Source organism: Paenibacillus pasadenensis (assembly GCF_023715725.1).
GTDB lineage: Bacteria > Bacillota > Bacilli > Paenibacillales > Paenibacillaceae > Paenibacillus_O > Paenibacillus_O pasadenensis_A.
Genome location: NZ_JAMBOT010000003.1, coordinates 266,868 through 284,337, shown reverse-complemented (window position 1 = coordinate 284,337; position 17,470 = coordinate 266,868). Strand labels below are relative to the sequence as shown.

Sequence of the window (17,470 nt, the reverse complement as noted above, 5' to 3'; positions counted from 1 at the left end):
TCCTGAAACCAGGACGCCGGAGTGGCTCTTTTCATCTTCTAATGGTTATCGCGAACGGTCCCCAGGTCTCATATCGCCGTCGCCGCCGCTCCGCTCAAACTGCGGTCCAGCCGGATGGTTCAAGCTGGAATCGTCGTTATCGTAATAACGGCTGTCCCTTGTGCGCTCCGGCTCGGCGAAGCCGTCGGCGGCCCGATAACTTCCGTCCACTGGATCGCGGTCGCTGCCCATAACGCGCCCGTCCCTGTCGCGCTCCAACGTGCGGTCCGTGCCGGATAAAACATCCCGGACCGGAACAGCGCCCGCGTCTACCGGCAAATCGCTTGCCGGAGTCTGGTTGTACGGCTGCACATCCCGCTCATAAGACGGGGAGTTGATGGAGCCCGTTTTGCGGAAGGCGTCATACACCTTATGGTCCCGTTCCACCCTCGACTCTACAAGCACGAGGATGTTACCGTCCTGCACATATTCATTGTAGAGAGAAGCCTCGTTTTCCGGGATGCCCAGGCCGATCAGCCCGCCGACCAGTCCGCCTGCTCCTGCTCCTACGGCCGCTCCGGTAAGCGCCGCCGCAATCGGTCCCGCCGCCACGAGCGGCCCGATGCCTGGAATGGCAAGCGCTCCGACGCCAACGAGCAAGCCGGTCAGCCCTCCAAGCACGCCGCCTCCAGCGGCTCCAGCCGCTGCGCCTTCCGGCGCCCGCGTCCCGGTTTCCTCCTGAATCGCCGAGACATCCCCTTTATCCCTTGCCAGGATGGAAATATCATCGTTGTCGATTCCCCGCTGCTTCAGCTGTTCAATCGCATGAATCGCCGCCTGCTCCGTATCGTACACGCCAACAATCTTTTTACTCATCGTTCCAGCCTCCCTTTCGCTTAAAGGATATCGTGGACGTTATTAACCTTGTCTTCGCTGCTATAAACGCCGATTTTGGCTGTATTCCCGGCTTGGTGCGGTATCGTATGGCACTTTATGCTACCCCGATATTCTACTTGAGTTAATAAAAATGCTACCTGTTTAGCGATAATTTTCATCGCCGGAGTAACCCGGAGCGTTCCTGTCTGCCAACAAAAATGGGTCTAACTGGAATAGGGAAAAGTATCCTAACGAATGAAGCGTCAACCGGGTTATTCCATCTATACTAATCTCAGACAGCAGGACGAAAGTCCCTAGACAAAAGACGGGGGTGAAACGGAATGAAACGCGCAAGCTTGGCTGCGGGAGCAGCAGCGCTTTTGCTGGCGGCGGCGGTTGGCTCGGGAACAGTCAGTGGAGCCGCAAATGTAAAGGCAACCTTGCACACCTGGTATTTGGACGCTTTCGGGGAGAAAGCCGACGAACTCCGCGGGGGGGCGGAGGCCGAGTCTCGCGAATCAATCCATTCCGCCGCCGACTTGCTGGTCAAGGATTGGCAGCTGACCTTAGGGGAGCAGGCGGACGAGGCCGTTCAACTAGCCCGTCAGGGGACTTTCGAAACTATCGCAGGAAAATACGAGCTGTACGTTAAGGAACTGGATGATTCGGGAACGGAAGCGGCAGATTCAATCGAAAGCCGATTCTCCGAGGCGGTCCATGCCGAAAAAGCGCAGGCTGATGCGGAGCTTGAGCAGGTGCTGGACGAGCTGCTGACGGAGCTGACGCAGCAGGAAAACCCGCCGGAACCGGCGGAATAGCCGGGAAGGCAGCTTACATATTGCAGTAGAATGCAGAGCTTTAACCAACCAAAACCCATTTGAAGAGGAGAAATCAATCATGAAATCTTTGAAAACGAAAATCGCAGTAGGCGTACTGGCAACGGGTATCGTAGCAAGCATGGGCACGGCTTTTGCAGGAGTAGACATTGCAGGCCAATTCAACAGCTGGTACCAAGCGAAGTTCAACCAAGCGACCGGTAAAGTGGTTGCGGACACGACGAAGGACTATGCCAGCAAGCTGAACAGCTACAACAACGAGTACAACACGCTGAAAAACGGCACCGTCAATGAAGTTGTTGTTTCCCAGCAAGAAGAGTCCAAAAACTCCATGCTGAAGCTGAATCAGCAAAAAAATGAGTACATCAGCCAAGTTAACGCTGCAGCTGACGGCCTGCAAGCAAATACAGCGCCTAAATTCGAGCAGTTCGTAAACGACGTGAACGGCGTTGTTAACGGTGTGAAGGACCAAGCTAAAGCTTACGGCGAAAACGACCTGAAAAAATCGGTTGATTCCCAAACGCAAAAAAGCGTAACGCAAACGGGTAAAGACGTTGCCGCTTACCAAAAATCCGCTGTCGACAATCTGACGGCTAAAATTCAAGAGCGCCAAGCTCAGCTCGACCAGCTGATTAAAGATAAAGCAGCAACTTCCGATTCGGAAATCCGTGCACACATCGAAGCCAAAATTGCTGAGCTGCGCGCTGAGCTGACGGCTTACGCCAAACAACAAGCAGACCTGGCTAAAGCAGCGGTTAAAGCTGAAGCTGACACCAAAACGGCGGCAGCTCTGAAAGCTCTGGAAGCAGCAGCAACGATTAAGTAATTGCCTCTTGGCGTGTAGAACGGTTAAGGCAGGAGGGCGGGAGCATAGCGGAAATTCCGGGCAGCAGTTTGGAATTTATGCGATGCTCCTCCTTCTATGTAATAATGAGGGGAGTGATATGGGTGATGAGGAAACAGAGAGGCGGCAGCAGATCGGCCGTGCGCAGCGTATGGAGGCGGCGGGTGCTTGTTGGAGCTGTCGCAATCGGGATTGCAACGGCAGCGACCACAGGAGCGGCTTATGCCGACACCGGCTTGAAAGGCAAAATTCTGGCTTGGATCGGCATTCAGACCGATGCCGCCATCAGCAGCCTGGACACGGCAATCGCGGAAGAGACGGAGCTCCAAAAGCAGCGCATCCAATCGGAGCTTCGGGAAAACCTGCGCCAGCAAGCTGCGGACATGCGGCAGTTCACGGAGCAGGAAAAAACAGCCCGTTTGCAGGAAATTAGAAGCTATGCCGATGAGCTGCTGCGTTCACGCAGCTTCGACAGCGCGGAACAGAAGCAGGAGTATGCTTCCCGCTTGAACGGGATTGTGGATTCAGCACTTTCTGCCATGGACGGGCTTGATGTGCCAGCCGCCGCTCCGACTGTAACAGGAGACGTATATAACGGCGGACAGCCATGAACCGCCGGCTGCTCGGATGGATCCGTTATATCGCCGGACTTGCTCTGTCCCTGTTCCTTCTCACTCATGCGGGAGGTTTGAGCCGTGTTTCGGGCGAATCGATGCTCCCCTCGCTGAACCATACCGATATTTTGCTCGTCAACAAGCTGTCTACGTACATCAATAAGCCGAAGTATGGCGATGTCGTAGTCATTCGCAGCGAGTCTTTAGGTTATAGTCTTGTTAAACGGGTCATTGCGGCTGAGGGAGATTCCGTCGCTATTTCCGATGGGATTGTTTATGTGAACCACAATCCGCTTACGGAGCTTTACTCCATCGGCACACCCGCCGACATGGCTCCTCAACAGGTAGCGGCGGGATATGTGTTCGTGCTTGGCGACAATCGCGACCCCGGAGCCAGTCTCGACAGCCGCAGCCCGCAGCTTGGCCAGGTTCCCGTCAGCCATATTACCGGTTATGCGCTGGTAAAGCTCCTGCCCTGGGGCGCTATTGCATCGCCGCTTTCCTGAACAGGCAATCAAATAAGCCGCTGGACAATTGTCCAGCGGCTTATTTTGGTTTGCTTTTGAAAATTAGCTGCCAAACCGGCTCTGCTGATGATAGAAGAGCGCGGCTTTTGTGCGGTCCGGCAGATCAAGCTTGGACAGCACCTGGCTGACATGTTTCTTGACCGTATATTCCGTAACGACGAGCCGTGCTGCAATCTCCTTGTTTGACAACCCTTCGCTGAGCATTTGCAGCACTTCCTGCTCCTTGGGCGTCAAGTTGGAGGACTTGTCCATCGGCTGATCCGTAAGCCGCGACTCCAGCAGCTCTACATCGTAATATTTGCGTCCGCGGGAGATCATGCGAATAGCGTGTATGAGCTCCTCGGGCAGCGCTTCTTTCAGCACCAGGCCCTCTACTTGCAGCTCCAGCGCCTGCTTCAGCTCAGCTGGACGCATGGACGATGTGAGATAGACGAACCGGCAGGCGGCTCCGGCCTGCTTGAGCTTGCCGATGACGTCGAGTCCGCTCTGCTGGTTAATGCGGTTGTTCATAATGCAGATATCCGGCTTCAAGCTGCCGATTAAAGTTTGAGCCTCTTTGCGGTCCGAAGCTTCGCCGACCACTTGAATGGCCTCGACACCGGATAAGATGGATGTGATGCCTCTTCGCACCAGCTGATAGGGGTCCACGACTAGAATTGAAATTGACATCGGACTGCTTCCCCTCTCCGTGTATAAAGCCTGCCTGCCCCTTAATCCGATCTTAATTAGCAGTAAACATTATACAGTTGCCGCAAAGCCAGTTCAATACCGGATTGCGCGGTTTAAGAGATAGTCGCGAAATGAATGTCGAGCTAATGCCGGATTAATCGACTGAATCATCCGCTGCAGTCCGGATGTTCCATCCGCATCTATCGATTATCTTTATGCAAGCTCCTGTAAGGCTTCAGCCGTCAGACGGCAGGATTGCAAGCGCGCTTCATGATCAAAAATCTGGCTGGCAATAATAAACTCTTGAGCGCCGGTCGCTTGCTGGATTTCCTGCATACGCTGGCGGATCGTGTCCTTCGTGCCGACGATGGAATAGCGCAGCGTGTTCATCAGCGCGGCTTGCTCCTGCGGCGACAGCAGTCCGTCCATGGAGTCCACTGGCGGCTGAAGCTTGCCGGTGCGTCCGCGGATAATGTTTAAAAATTGCTGTTGCTGCGAGGTAGCAAGCCATGCTGCTTCACTTTCCGTATCCGCAGCTATGATGTTGATGCCGACCATCGCATGCGGCTTGTCCAAATGGGCAGAGGGCTTAAAGCTGCTGCGGTACAGCGTAAGCGCAGGCAGCAGATAATCCGGCGCAAAATGGCTGGCAAAGGCAAACGGAAGCCCAAGCTCTCCGGCCAATTGGGCGCTGAAGCCGCTGGAGCCGAGCAGCCAGATCGGAATGTCCAGCCCCTCGCCAGGAACGGCGCGCACGCCGGGGGCCCCGGTGCCAAGCGAAGGATCAAAATATCCGCGCAGCTCGCTGAGCAGCTCCGGGAAATCCTGCCCGCCAGCGGTCAGGCCGCGGCGCAAAGCGCGTGAGGCAGGCTGGTCTGACCCTGGAGCGCGGCCCAGGCCCAGATCGATCCGGCCCGGATACAGCGATTCCAGCGTGCCGAACTGCTCGGCAATCGCGAGCGGAGCGTGATTGGGCAGCATGATGCCGCCGGAGCCGACGCGGATTCGGCTCGTTCCGCTTGCAACATGCGAGATAATGATGGAGGTTGCCGAGCTGGATACGCCGGGCATATTGTGATGCTCCGCCAGCCAGTAGCGGTAATAGCCGAGCTCCTCCGCCAATTGGGCGAGCTCCAGCGTGCGGCGGTACGACTCCGAAGCGTCCGAGCCCTCTGTAACGGGGGCGAGATCCAGGATGGAGTAGCGAATTGATGATGGGTCAGATGTTGTCATCCAGGTTTCCTCCTTAAATTATAAATAACCGGACTGGTCTAGTCCGGGGGAATTTCATTGATGTCTCAATTCGGATCATAGAACGTATGCTGGGGGTATTCTAATATACCCCTCCCCACTATATGAATCATCCGTTGGACTATTCTAACATACCCCTCCCCACTATGCTAGTCTCCGCCCCGACTCGTTGATTGGCGATGATTTCCTGCGGTTAATAAGGACAAGAGTATGTCCATCAACGTCAACAGGAGGAATGATTCCATGAGCGAAAAGCCGGGCGATTCCCGCATCGGAACAGCCAAGGAGGAGCAGCTGCAGCCGTTCACCGTTGACAACGACGGAAAGAAGCTGACGACAAACACAGGCCTGCACGTAGCCGAGGATGAGCATTCACTGAAAGCGGGCGTGCGCGGTCCGACGCTGATGGAGGATTTTCATTTCCGTGAGAAAATGACGCACTTCGACCATGAACGCATACCGGAGCGGATTGTACATGCCAGAGGGTTTGGCGCGCACGGTTACTTTCAGGTGTACAAGTCGATGGCGGAGTATACGGAGGCAGGTTTTCTCCAGAACCCGGAGAAAGAAACTCCGGTGTTTGTCCGCTTTTCGACCGTAGCGGGCTCGCGCGGATCGGCGGATACGGTGCGCGACGTTCGCGGCTTTGCCGTCAAGTTTTATACCGACGAGGGCAACTACGATTTGGTCGGCAACAATATACCGGTGTTTTTCATTCAGGATGCGATGAAATTTCCGGACTTCATCCATGCGGTTAAGCCGGAGCCGCATAATGAAATTCCGCAGGCTGCGTCGGCCCACGATACGTTCTGGGATTTTGTCACGATGAATACGGAGACGGCGCATATGGTTATGTGGGCGATGTCCGACCGTGCCCTGCCCCGCAGCTTCAGCATGATGGAAGGTTTCGGCGTCCATACCTTCCGCTTCATTAACTCGCAGGGCAAAGCCCGGTTTGTGAAGTTCCACTGGAAGCCTGTGCTCGGCGTTCACTCCATGGTATGGGACGAGGTGCAGAAGCTGGGCGGCAAGGACCCGGATTTTCAGCGCCGGGCGATGTGGGAAGCAATTGAGAACGGCGATTACCCGGAGTTTGAGCTTGGCGTACAGCTTTTGGAGGAGGAAGACGAGTTCAAATTCGGCTTCGACGTCCTTGATCCGACCAAGCTATGGCCGGAGGAGCTTATTCCGGTGCAGATCGTCGGCAAAATGACGCTTAACCGCAATACCGACAACTTTTTTGCGGAAACGGAGCAGATTGCCTTTCACCCGGGACATCTGGTCAAGGGCATCGACTTTACGAACGATCCGCTGCTGCAGGGACGCTTGTTCTCTTACACCGATACTCAGCTCTCCCGGCTTGGCGGACCGAACTTCAACGAAATTCCGATCAACCGGCCGATGTGCCCGGTGCATAACAATCAGCGAGACGGCATGCACCGCATGACGATTAACCGAGGGACGACCGCCTATCACAAAAATAGCATCGCCGGCAATTCTCCGGCTCCTTCGCCGGACGGCTATCGTCATTATCAGGAGAAGGTTGATGGGCGCGTCGTCCAGGAGCGCAGCGACAGCTTTAAGGATCATTACAGCCAGGCGGCGCTGTTTTGGAACAGCATGTCCGAGGTCGAAAAGGCCCATATCGTGTCCGCCTTTCAGTTCGAGCTCGGCAAGGTGAAGGACAAGGTGATCCGCCAGCGGGCGGTGGATATGTTTGCAAATGTCAGCCGGCGGCTGGCTGCCGAGATCGCAGATGCAATTGGCGCAACTCCCCCTTTAGAAGCAAAGGGTACTGACGGAACGGAAGCGGCTGGCGGCAAAATGGATCCCGGCGGCATGAGCGGAGCTTCTCCAGCACTCAGTATGATGAATTCCGTGAAAACGGCCCGGACGCGCAAGGTCGCCGTTCTGGCTGGAGACGGCTTTTGCGGTCCGGAAGTACGGGCGACGATGGATGCGCTGCGGGCAGCCGGAGCACAGCCGGAAGTGGTCAGCTTAAAGCTCGGGACGTTAAGCGGCGATGACGGAAGCCCTCTAGAGGCGGCGCACAGCTTCTTGACGAGCGACTCCGTGCTGTTCGACGCCATCTATGTTGCCGGAGGCGCGGTTAGCATCGGCACGTTGGCGAAGGACAAGCGGGCAGCAGCCTTTTTACAGGAAGCGTTCCAGCATTACAAGGCGATTGGCTTCTCGAAGCCGGAGGAAGCGGAACCGCTGCTGCAGCTGGCCGGCCTTCCGGCGGCAGGTCCCGGCCTCATAAGCGGCGGGGATGATTTTGGGAAAGCGTTGACGGAGGCGGTTGCCGCTCACCGTCACTGGGAGCGAAGCTGCTAGAAATCGAATGAACTAACAGGGACCGCCGGGAAGCCGGCGGTCCCTGTTTGCCGGAATGGCTTCCTTTGAAGAAGGCATGCGCCAGGAAAGTGCCCGCTATGTGCCGCCCGGGCCGGCATTTTGCCCGCTGCCGGCCGACAGTCTCTTTTTGACGGCGGGCAGCCCAAGCAGCAGACTCTGCGCGAACGGGAGGAGCAGGCAAGAGACGACATCATAATTAGGGAATATAGCAAGGATGTAGTGGTACTCCGCTATATTTGGCATATTGATGTGGGTGCCGGCAAGCAGAAGGAGCATGAATGGCATGACCATAATTCGGTCATTGCTGAGGCGGAACACCTCGCTTAAACCTTTAGTCGCAGAGTAGCTGAACAGGAGGGCTTTGAAAAACACGGTAATGATCCAGAGAAAGGCGAGTGCGGCTTCCATCCGTTGCAAAAACCCGCCTATCTCAACCAGCTGAGCCAGGTAGAAGGTCGAAAAGTATTTGTGCTTCATCATATCCGCCCCAAGGACAAAAATGCAGAGACTGACAACGACTAGAATAATCAAGCTTCCCATCAAAAAAGCGCTCCGGATCGCCCTGCCCAGAGCTTTGCGGTCCTGATCGACATGCGGAATCAGCATCAGCAGCACAACGCCTTCCAAAAAGCCATAAGCAAATGCGGGATAAGCCCCCTTGATAGGCGGAGCAAATCCGTTTCCGAGAAAAGGAAGCATGTTGTTCAAGTTAATGTGAGGAACGAGACAAATAAACAGCGCCACAAAAATAAAAAGATAGACCGGGTAGAGCAGCTCGCTTACCCGCACAAAGCTCTCCACTCCGTACCGCAGGGCTGCTGTAATGACAATCAGAAATGCCAGGATGATAGCCTCGGAAGGCGTGCCCACCATCAGTTGAGTCGTCATGAACTGGCTGATTTCACTTAATAGCGTGAGAATAACGATGTAGAAAAAAAAGATATGCACCAGTCCGAGGAGGCCGCCTATCCATTTTCCTCCGATTGCAATTGCGCATCCGACAAGACTTTGCCCTGCTTGGCGGCTGGCAATCCAGGCGTAGAGCGAGCCGAGCGCCAGGCCTCCTACAGGAGCAAGCAGAGAGGATATCCATGCATCCTCATTAGCCAAAGTTCCCGTAATGAAAGGCATAATTAGAATTGAATCTCCGATGACACTGAAGAAGAGTATAATTTTGAATTGGCGCATCGTAATATGAAGCTTGTTCGCCAAAAGCATTATTCCGCCACCCAATTTCAAAAGTTAGTTATGCTATTTGCTGCCGGCGCTCTGATTGGAGCCAGTCGCGGCGGCGACGGAGGAGCTTCCGCTGTTTTCGCTGCCTCCGCCTCCGTTGAGCCGTTTTTTAACTGCAGGCAGCCCAAGCAGCAGCGATTGCACTAGCGGAAAGAGCAGATAAGCCACGACATCGTAATTTGTAAAAATGCTCAGAATATAGTTGTAATCCGCGACGTTCGGGACACTGATCTGGCTGCCCGCAAGAATGAGGAGCGTGACCGGCATGGCCATAATGCGCTCGTCTTTTAGCTGGAAAATCTCCCTCAATCCGCTCATCATGGAGAAGCTGTATAAAAGAGTTTTGAAAAATACGGTGACGATCCAGAGAAAAGCAAGCGCCGCTTCTATGCGTTCTAAAAACTCTCCGATTTCAATCTGCTGGGCGAGCTGGAAGGTCGGGTAATACTTATGCTCCATCATGTCCGAGCCGAGTACGAGCAAGCAGAGGACAACGACGGTAAAGAGCAGTAAGCCTCCCATAAAAAAGGCGTTCCGAATCGATTTGGAGATCGCTTTACGGTCCTGATCAACATATGGAATCAGCATGAGAAGACCGACTGATTCTAGAAAACCGAACGTAAAGGCCGGGTAAGTGCCTTTAACGATAGGGAAGATGCCATTCCCGAAAAAGGGGAGCAGGTAATGAAAATCGATTTGCGGGACCAAACATACAAAAAGAAACAGGAAAACAAGCAAAAAGACGGGATAGAGGAGCTCGCTTAGACGAGCAAAGCTTTCAACTCCGTACCTCATGGCGGTAGTTATTGCTATGAGGAAAACAAGGACGATGGCCTCGGAAGGAGTATTCACCATCATCTGCGAGGTCATGAACAGACTAATCTCGCATACAAGCGTAAGAATAACCAAATAGAAGAAAAAAACATGAATTAAGCCAAGAAAGCCGCCAAACCATTTCCCGCCAAGCGCAATCGAACCGCCAATGAGGCTTTGTCCCGCTTGGCGTTCGGCCATCCAGGAATATAGCAAGCCGATCAGAATCCCTCCGGCTAGCGCAAGCAGGCTGGAAATCCAGGCGTCTTCTTTCGCTGAGTTGCCCATAATATGCGGCAGAATCAGGATGGAGTCCCCGATGACAGTGAAGAAGAGAATGATTTTGAACTGGCGCATCGTTATATGAATTTTTCCGGCTGCGGGCATGAGGCATTCACCTGCCTTTCTCAAAAAAGAAACTCTATCGCTCTATGCAGAGGTAGTCTTTCCCAATCATTGGTCATATTATCCAACACGCATCAATCAGACTTTCGTTTACGGCCTGCTCCGCCTGCCCTATACTGGGTCTAACCGGTTGTAGACTTTACCTACTGAGAGGAGGCTTGTCCATGACGCTGCAGCAGCTGCGCTATGTCATTGAGGTGGCGGCGAGAGGCTCGATGAATGAAGCGGCCCGGCGCTTGTTCATTTCTCAGCCAAGCCTCTCCAAAGCCGTGCAGGAGCTGGAGCAGGAGCTTCAGATTACGATTTTCCGGCGGACGAACAAGGGCATCGAGCTTTCCCTGGAAGGAACGGAATTTCTCGCTTATGCACGGCAGGTCGTCGAGCAGGCGGATCTGCTGGAGAGCCGTTACCGCAGCTCACGCCAGGCGCCTCAGCATTTTTCCGTATCAACCCAGCATTATGCGTTTGCGGTTAACGCATTTGTACAGCTCGTGCAACGGCACGGGCAGGAGGAATACGAGCTGGCGCTGCGAGAGACAAAAACGCATGAGATCATTGAGGATGTGCGCCTGCTGCGCAGCGAGATCGGCATTTTGTACCGCAATGAGTTCAACGCGCAGGTCATACAAAAGCTGCTTGTTTCCGCCAGCCTGGAGTTCAACAGCCTGTTTACCGCAGAGCCGCATGTGTTTATCAGCATCCGCAATCCGCTGGCGCGAAAGTCCAGCGTCACGATTGAAGATTTGGAGCCATTCCCGTACTTGTCGTTTGATCAAGGGGAGTACAACTCGTTTCATTTTGCGGAAGAAATTATGAGCACGCTGGCACATCCTAAGAGCATCCGTGTGAGCGACCGGGCGACGCTGTTCAACCTGCTTATCGGCCTTAACGGCTACACGATCTCTACGGGCGTTCTCAGCGCAGATTTGAACGGCAATGAAATCATACCTGTGCCTCTGGAATGCGAGGAATCCATTGAGGTGGGCTGGATCTCACATCGCCAGCGCAATTTGTCCCGGCTGGGGGCGGCCTATGTGGAGGAATTGGAACGGGCGGTTGCCGGGCGCAGGGACTAAATAGAGGAGCGCCGGATTGAGCCGGGCTGCCGGTGTGTGCTACATTCCAGCGCTCTCCCAGTGTCACATCTTCGTTTCTGCAAAATCCCCGTTCGCTCAGCAGCGAGCGGGGATTTTGTTGAGTTTTGGCGTTCCTGTTTTGTTCTCGGTCTGCAGTCCGAGCCGCCCCCCTGCCGCAGTCTGGCCTCAAGACCATTCCCGAGGCGATTACCGAGCTGCTCCGGGCCGATGTACACTTTGTTTGCTAAAGAATTCAGACAGAGACGATACGGACAATTCGGGAGGAGTATGGGGATGAGGTCGTTTATTGAGGGGGCTTTCCGCAACAAGGCGGCGGTATGGCTCTGCGTCGTGCTGGTGCTCGGCATGGGCGTTGCCAGCTATTTTAAGCTGCCTATGGAGTTTATGCCGGAGGCGGATAACCCGCAGGTTACGATTACGGCAATCGGGCCGGGGTACGACGCGGCTTCCATGGAGACGCTCGTTACGAAGCCGCTGCAGGAAGCGACGGCGGGCATAGCCGGAAAGACAGCTTCATTTGCTTCATCGGGAGACAGCTATTCGCAGGTAAATCTCTCTTTTGATGCAAAGACGGATATGAAGCAGGCCAGAACGGATGTGGAGCGTGCGGTCGCATCGGTTCAAATGCCGGAGCGGGTAGCGCCGCCTTACATTATTCAGCTAAATACGTCGATGATTCCGATCAGCTGGGTCACGCTGACGTTCGACGACGCTGTTACCTCTGCTGAGCGCGAGGATGCGGAAAAACAAGTGCTGGAAACGTTCCAGGGCCTGGAGGGCGTAGGTTCGGCCCAGCTGTCGGGACGCCCGTCCCCGGCTGTGACCATTACGCCGGACTCTGCGGCGCTCGCGCAAAAGGGCGTTCCGCTCCAAGCGTTGTACGGCGTGCTGCAGGGCCGTTCCGGCTCCGCATCCGTTGGAGAAAGCATGCTGGACGGCAGCTCCGTCAATTTGAACGTGGCATCCACCCTGCATGATCTGGAGACGCTGCGCAAGCTGCCCGTAGCACCGGGCGTGACGCTTGGCGATGTAGCCAAACTAGAGGAGAATACCAGCAGCGAGGGTGTCAGCCGTCTGGACGGCAAGGACGCTATGGTGCTTGTGATTACAAAAGCGGCCGGGGCCAATGCGGTCACGGTAGGCAACGGGGTTGACGACACGGTTGAGCGCCTGAACGGGGAAATGCCGGGAGCCGAGCTGAAAGTGCTGATGAGCACCTCCAAGCAGGTTGTTCATTCCGTAAACAGCATGATGCGCGAGGTTCTGCTTGGCGCGCTGTTCGCAACGCTCGTTATTTTGGTATTCATGCGCAATATCCGTGCGACGCTGGTCACGATCGTATCGATCCCGCTGTCGCTTGGGCTGACGCTGTATTTGCTGGATCTTTCCGGCGTTACGTTGAACATTTTGACGCTCGGCGGCGTGGCGGTTGCGGTCGGCCGGCTGGTTGACGACAGCATCGTCGTCATCGAGAATATTTTCCGGAGATTGCAAAAAGAGAAGTTTTCCGCTTCGCTCGTCATCGACGCGACGCGTGAGGTCGCTACCGCTATTACGGCCTCGACACTGACTACGGTCGCCGTTTTCCTGCCAATGGGGCTGCTGCGCGGCTCGCTGCAGGACTTCCTGCTGCCGTTTGCGCTGACGGTTACGTATTCGCTGTTATCCTCGCTGCTCGTTGCGTTGACCGTCATTCCGCTGCTTGGAGCTAAGCTGTTCCGCGGCGTGAAGATGACCGAGCATGAGCCGTCGCGCCGTTTCCAGCGTTTCCTGGAATGGAATTTGCGCCGCAAATGGCTGCCGCTGACCGTCGCAGTTCTGCTGCTGGCCGGTTCTATCGGAGCCTATGCGGTTATGCCTAAAGGCGCGATTGATTCCTCCGACGCTTCGAACCTGACCGTAACGCTCGGTTTTAAAGCCGATGCGTCACCGGAAAAAATCGAAACGGAAGGCAAGAAGCTGGAAGCTTACCTGAAGGAGCTGGACGGACAGGATTACGTCTATATGCAGGCGGGCGGCAACCGGGAATCGGCGCAATACGGCGCAGTGACCTCCCGGACTGAGGTTACCTATATGATAGGCGTGAAAAAAGGCACGGACGCAGAGGCTCTGTCCGAGCAGATCAAGGAGCAGGCTCCGTCCTATCCGGACGCGGAGCTGGTTGCCCAGACTGCCAGCATGATGGGCGGCGGAGGCGGCTCGCAAGTGTTTATTGATGTAACGGGACCGAACCTGGCTTCTGTAACCGAGGCGGCGGAGAAGGTCATGACGGACGTCAAGCCGATCAAGGACGTGCTTAAGGTTGAGAGCAACCAGCAGGAGCTCAAACCTGTGTATACGCTGCAGGTGGATGCAACCCGCGCTAAGGCGACCGATCTGGCCCAGCAGCTGCAAGGCATGCTGAACCCCGTTCCGGTCGGCCAGCTGACACAGGAGGACGGGCGCCAAGTGCCGGTTATTTTGCAGCCGGTGTTGAAGCCGCAAAAAGCGGCCGACCTGGATGCGCTGACCGTTATGACCGATAACGGACCGCAGAAAGTGTCCGCCGTAGCTAAATGGGTCAAGGAAGACAAACCGGCCATATACTATTTAAAGGACGGCAAGCCTTACGTGCGCATTACGGTATCCGCTGAGCCGAGCCAGCTGTCGGTTGTCGGTGCGGATATTAACAAAGCCGTTGCCGGATTGAAGCTGCAGGAAGGCGTAAAAGCGCATGTGGGCGGCGCTTCAGCCGATATGTCGCAGGATTTTGCCGATCTGGGCATGATTGCGCTCATCTCCATCGGCATCGTATATCTGATTATGGTGCTGACGTTCAAAACGCTGCGCGCGCCTCTGGCCATTCTGTTCACGCTGCCTCTCGCCGCGATCGGAGCGGTATTAGGTCTGATTGTGACGGGAGTAACGCCGGACTTCACCGCTATGTTCGGCGCGCTGATGCTCATCGGCATCGTTGTCACCAACGCGATCGTATTGATTGACCGGGTAAAACAGAACGAGGAGACGATGACAATCCGCGAGGCGCTGCTGGAAGCAGCCGGCACACGGATGCGGCCGATTCTCATGACCGCTATCGCGACCGTCTGCGCGATGCTGCCGCTGGTGTTCGGCTCTGCTGAGAGCGGAAGCATCGTGTCGCAAAGTTTGGCTATCGTCGTTATCGGCGGTCTCGTCGTCGCTACCGTGCTGACGCTCATTATCGTGCCGTGCATTTACGAGCTGCTGTTCTTCCGCAAGTCGGCCCTCCAGCGGCGGGAAGCTGCAGCAGGAGCAGCGAACGGCAAGGGGCGGGGCAAGGCAGGCGCGACGGAGGCGCCGGGAGCGGGTTAACCGGGATAACGATTATAGACGGGCACGGCTCGCGTTGTTGCGAACCGCCTTATTGCAGACAAAGCCGCCTTTAAATACAAGAAGATCGCCAATCCCGCCTGTCCCGGGGGATCGGCGATCTTCTTCCCGTTTTGGCAGCAAAATCTCGCTTTCTTGTTATGAAATTCGCACCATTCAATATAAAATGTTTAGTTTTCGTTGTTTCGCTATCTGTTAAATCTTTCAAATCTTGTATTAAGCTGATAAATGTAAGCGCTTCATAATTGTTCTCTAGGAGGGATGTGCAGCATTTAGCTTTGCTGTTTACTAAATCTGCTTGAGGAGAGGTGTCGTTTCTTATGTCACACGCGCATGGTCGTTCTTTGCCCTACGTATCAAAAAAGGTATTTTCTGTTTTTATGGCTGCACTGATTGCATTGTCATCCATGCTTTTGCTCGCTCAACCGGCCCATGCAGCGTCCGGTCTAATCGTGAATAATGCGGACCGGTTTGACACCGGCAGCAATCCGATTTGGGCGCAGGGCGGTTGGATAATGCAGGAGGGAAGCATGTTTTACTGGTACGGCATGGACTACTCCGTTCCCAACCGCAAAAAAGTAAACGTATATACATCTACCGACTTTGTGAACTGGACGTCGCACCAGGCTATTGTTGATTTTACTTCCATTAACGCGAAGCTCGATGCGGATGGAAATACAACGACGGGCCGTTTTGCCGACACACAGTGGATTGGAAGACCGCTGGTCAAGTACAACGCGGTTCAGAACAAGTATGTCATGCTGGCCGAATGGGGAGGCAACGGGGACGGAGACCGGAATAAAATAACGATTTTTACAAGCGCTTCCGCAACGGGGCCGTTCACGTACGAAAAATATATATCGAAACCGGCCGGCTGGGGAATGGGCGATCTTGGCTCCATTCTCACGGACGACGACGGCAGCACGTACATTACTTATTCGGACGATAACAACGGCGATACGAACAGCGCAATCCGAATCAGCAAGCTGGCAGCGGACTTTATGAGCATCTCGCAGCATGTGTATATGATTCCGCATAATTTTATACCGACGAATGCTCCTAAAAAGGAAGCCTCCGCGCTGTTTAAAAAGGGCTCTAAGTATATTCTGTTAGCCTCAAGAACGAACGGCTGGACCGCTACGGAAAGCTACTGCTACTCGGCCAGCAGTTTATCCGGTCCATGGTCTGGCGGCAACGGATGCGCAACAAATCCCAACTCCAACGATTCCTTTGATAATCAGGTGGATCAGGTGCTTCCAATTCAAGGAGCGCAAGGAACCGTTTATATGTTTATCGGGGACCGCTGGAACAATATGAAAAACAACCAGGGCCAGCCTGCAAGCAATCAAGCCGGACGCAACAATTGGTATCCTTTGACCTTTGACAGCAATGACAACCCTACCATCAACGGGCATGTCCAATGGTTCCTGGACCCTGTGAACGGCACTTGGAGCGCACCGCCAGCGGCCTCTCCACTGCAATCGTACGCGCTGGTGAACGGCAACTCAGGCAAAGCGATGGGGATTGCTGCTAACTCGTTAACGGACGGTGCAACGGCCGAGCAACGGTCCTATACCGGAGGAATCAGCCAATATTGGAAGCTGATAGACGCGGGTTCCGGTTATTACAAGATTCAGAATACAAACAGCGGCTTGTACCTGGATATGACAAACGCTTCCACGGCGAACGGGGAAAACGCCATCCAGACAGCTGCCAGCGCAGCTGCAAGCCAGCAATGGCAGCTCGTTGATGCGGGAGGCGGCTACTTCAAGCTGAAAAACCGCAACAGCGGCAAGGTTCTCTGCCTTGGCGCTGGCTCGACAGCCGACGGTGCGCTTGTGATGCAGTGGGCGGAAACGGGCACGACGAATCAAACCTGGCGTTTCGATAAGGTTATACAGCTTGATTTGAGCAAAACCTATTCCATTAAAAACAGCAACAGCGGCAAAGCGCTTGGCACGGTTGGCGGTGCTGCCGCTAACGGTACAACGATTGAGCAGCGGACATTTAACGGAGCTGCCAGCCAGTCCTGGCAGTTCGAGTATTCCAACGGCTTCTACCGGATCAAACATGTAAACAGCGGCATGTACATGGATATCTCGGGTGCCTCTGCGGCTAACGGGGCCAACAGCGTCATCGGGACATCTACAGCATCCAGCAGCCAACAGTGGCAGTTGGTTGATGCGGGAGGCGGCTACTTTAAGCTCAAAAACGTGAACAGCGGCAAAGTGCTTGGCATTGGCGCCGGCAGCACGGATGACGGGGCGGCAGGCATCCAGTGGACGGACTTTAACGTAGCGGATCAGAAATGGAGCTTTACGGTGCTCAATCCTTAAAGTCTGGATAGGCGTTGGCACAAAAAAGTTACCTGTTGAAAGTTCTTAACAGGCTGGCGGCTCGCATGGTTGCGAGCCGCTTTTTGCTTTTGGGCAGTAGAGGGTGAATGACACGCAAGACTGGAGCAACAACAGCAAGCAGCAGTCAGCAGAGGAAAGACGTTGGAGGGCGGCAGGGGATATCCGCAAAGCAACGTAGTAATACAAAGTAATTCTAGATAATACTGCTCTTGGTCAAGCTCCGCGGGGAGCGTTCGTTTGGCTGAGAGTATGTTTACGCA

General features: G+C 54.7%; 13 protein-coding genes. 8 read left to right on the top strand and 5 right to left on the bottom strand.

Annotated elements, in window-relative coordinates:
- Positions 1-45: 45 nt before the first annotated feature.
- Positions 46-855 carry a general stress protein gene (locus M3223_RS10415; RefSeq protein WP_251561237.1) on the bottom strand — a complete coding sequence of 270 codons (810 nt, stop codon included), beginning with the start codon at positions 853-855 and terminating at the stop codon, positions 46-48.
- A gap of 341 nt (positions 856-1,196) precedes the next feature.
- On the opposite strand from M3223_RS10415, the gene M3223_RS10410 reads away from it, so the two are divergent.
- The 4 genes from M3223_RS10410 to lepB all read left to right on the top strand — a co-directional run bounded on the left by M3223_RS10410 (position 1,197) and on the right by lepB (position 3,655).
- Positions 1,197-1,673, top strand: a complete 477-nt coding sequence (locus M3223_RS10410) for a hypothetical protein (protein ID WP_251561236.1) — start codon at positions 1,197-1,199, stop codon at positions 1,671-1,673.
- A 79-nt stretch (positions 1,674-1,752) separates the two neighbouring features.
- Positions 1,753-2,517, top strand: a complete 765-nt coding sequence (locus M3223_RS10405) for a hypothetical protein (RefSeq protein WP_251561235.1) — start codon at positions 1,753-1,755, stop codon at positions 2,515-2,517.
- Positions 2,518-2,642: 125 nt separating this feature from the next.
- Positions 2,643-3,146, top strand: coding sequence for a hypothetical protein (locus M3223_RS10400; RefSeq protein WP_251561234.1), 504 nt, complete (start codon positions 2,643-2,645; stop codon positions 3,144-3,146).
- The gene (gene lepB, locus M3223_RS10395) at positions 3,143-3,655 is read left to right on the top strand and encodes a signal peptidase I (protein ID WP_251561233.1); all 513 of its coding nucleotides are present in this window, start codon (positions 3,143-3,145) and stop codon (positions 3,653-3,655) included. Before M3223_RS10400 ends, lepB begins: the two co-directional genes overlap by 4 nt.
- A 63-nt stretch (positions 3,656-3,718) precedes the next feature.
- Here lepB and M3223_RS10390 read toward each other — a convergent pair whose 3' ends face one another.
- The gene (locus M3223_RS10390) at positions 3,719-4,345 is read right to left on the bottom strand and encodes a LuxR C-terminal-related transcriptional regulator (protein WP_251561232.1); all 627 of its coding nucleotides are present in this window, start codon (positions 4,343-4,345) and stop codon (positions 3,719-3,721) included.
- Between the two features lie 213 nt (positions 4,346-4,558).
- On the bottom strand, positions 4,559-5,578 hold the full coding sequence (locus M3223_RS10385) for an LLM class flavin-dependent oxidoreductase (RefSeq protein WP_251561231.1): 1,020 nt from the start codon (positions 5,576-5,578) through the stop codon (positions 4,559-4,561).
- Positions 5,579-5,839: 261 nt separating this feature from the next.
- On the opposite strand from M3223_RS10385, the gene M3223_RS10380 reads away from it, so the two are divergent.
- The gene (locus M3223_RS10380) at positions 5,840-7,933 is read left to right on the top strand and encodes a catalase (protein WP_251561230.1); all 2,094 of its coding nucleotides are present in this window, start codon (positions 5,840-5,842) and stop codon (positions 7,931-7,933) included.
- 96 nt (positions 7,934-8,029) lie between these two features.
- Here M3223_RS10380 and M3223_RS10375 read toward each other — a convergent pair whose 3' ends face one another.
- Positions 8,030-9,172, bottom strand: a complete 1,143-nt coding sequence (locus M3223_RS10375) for a GerAB/ArcD/ProY family transporter (RefSeq protein ID WP_251561229.1) — start codon at positions 9,170-9,172, stop codon at positions 8,030-8,032.
- 33 nt (positions 9,173-9,205) lie between these two features.
- Positions 9,206-10,390, bottom strand: coding sequence for a GerAB/ArcD/ProY family transporter (locus M3223_RS10370; RefSeq protein WP_251561228.1), 1,185 nt, complete (start codon positions 10,388-10,390; stop codon positions 9,206-9,208).
- Between the two features lie 182 nt (positions 10,391-10,572).
- Here M3223_RS10370 and M3223_RS10365 point away from each other — a divergent pair, with 182 nt between their 5' ends.
- The 3 genes from M3223_RS10365 to M3223_RS10355 all read left to right on the top strand — a co-directional run bounded on the left by M3223_RS10365 (position 10,573) and on the right by M3223_RS10355 (position 17,189).
- Positions 10,573-11,484, top strand: a complete 912-nt coding sequence (locus tag M3223_RS10365) for a LysR family transcriptional regulator (RefSeq protein ID WP_251561227.1) — start codon at positions 10,573-10,575, stop codon at positions 11,482-11,484.
- Between the two features lie 294 nt (positions 11,485-11,778).
- Entirely contained in the window at positions 11,779-14,835 is a 3,057-nt protein-coding gene (locus tag M3223_RS10360) for an efflux RND transporter permease subunit (protein ID WP_251561226.1), read from the top strand.
- Between the two features lie 398 nt (positions 14,836-15,233).
- The gene (locus tag M3223_RS10355; protein WP_251561225.1) at positions 15,234-17,189 is read left to right on the top strand and encodes an RICIN domain-containing protein; all 1,956 of its coding nucleotides are present in this window, start codon (positions 15,234-15,236) and stop codon (positions 17,187-17,189) included.
- Positions 17,190-17,470 lie beyond the last annotated feature (281 nt).

Bases quoted from the DNA above. Each gene is read 5' to 3' on its own strand.
- M3223_RS10415 (WP_251561237.1), bottom strand. From the start codon at position 855: ATGAGTAAAAAGATTGTTGGCGTGTACGATACGGAGCAGGCGGCGATT.
- M3223_RS10410 (WP_251561236.1), top strand. From the start codon at position 1,197: ATGAAACGCGCAAGCTTGGCTGCGGGAGCAGCAGCGCTTTTGCTGGCG.
- M3223_RS10405 (WP_251561235.1), top strand. From the start codon at position 1,753: ATGAAATCTTTGAAAACGAAAATCGCAGTAGGCGTACTGGCAACGGGT.
- M3223_RS10400 (WP_251561234.1), top strand. From the start codon at position 2,643: ATGAGGAAACAGAGAGGCGGCAGCAGATCGGCCGTGCGCAGCGTATGG.
- lepB (WP_251561233.1), top strand. From the start codon at position 3,143: ATGAACCGCCGGCTGCTCGGATGGATCCGTTATATCGCCGGACTTGCT.
- M3223_RS10390 (WP_251561232.1), bottom strand. From the start codon at position 4,345: ATGTCAATTTCAATTCTAGTCGTGGACCCCTATCAGCTGGTGCGAAGA.
- M3223_RS10385 (WP_251561231.1), bottom strand. From the start codon at position 5,578: ATGACAACATCTGACCCATCATCAATTCGCTACTCCATCCTGGATCTC.
- M3223_RS10380 (WP_251561230.1), top strand. From the start codon at position 5,840: ATGAGCGAAAAGCCGGGCGATTCCCGCATCGGAACAGCCAAGGAGGAG.
- M3223_RS10375 (WP_251561229.1), bottom strand. From the start codon at position 9,172: ATGCTTTTGGCGAACAAGCTTCATATTACGATGCGCCAATTCAAAATT.
- M3223_RS10370 (WP_251561228.1), bottom strand. From the start codon at position 10,390: ATGCCCGCAGCCGGAAAAATTCATATAACGATGCGCCAGTTCAAAATC.
- M3223_RS10365 (WP_251561227.1), top strand. From the start codon at position 10,573: ATGACGCTGCAGCAGCTGCGCTATGTCATTGAGGTGGCGGCGAGAGGC.
- M3223_RS10360 (WP_251561226.1), top strand. From the start codon at position 11,779: ATGAGGTCGTTTATTGAGGGGGCTTTCCGCAACAAGGCGGCGGTATGG.
- M3223_RS10355 (WP_251561225.1), top strand. From the start codon at position 15,234: ATGGCTGCACTGATTGCATTGTCATCCATGCTTTTGCTCGCTCAACCG.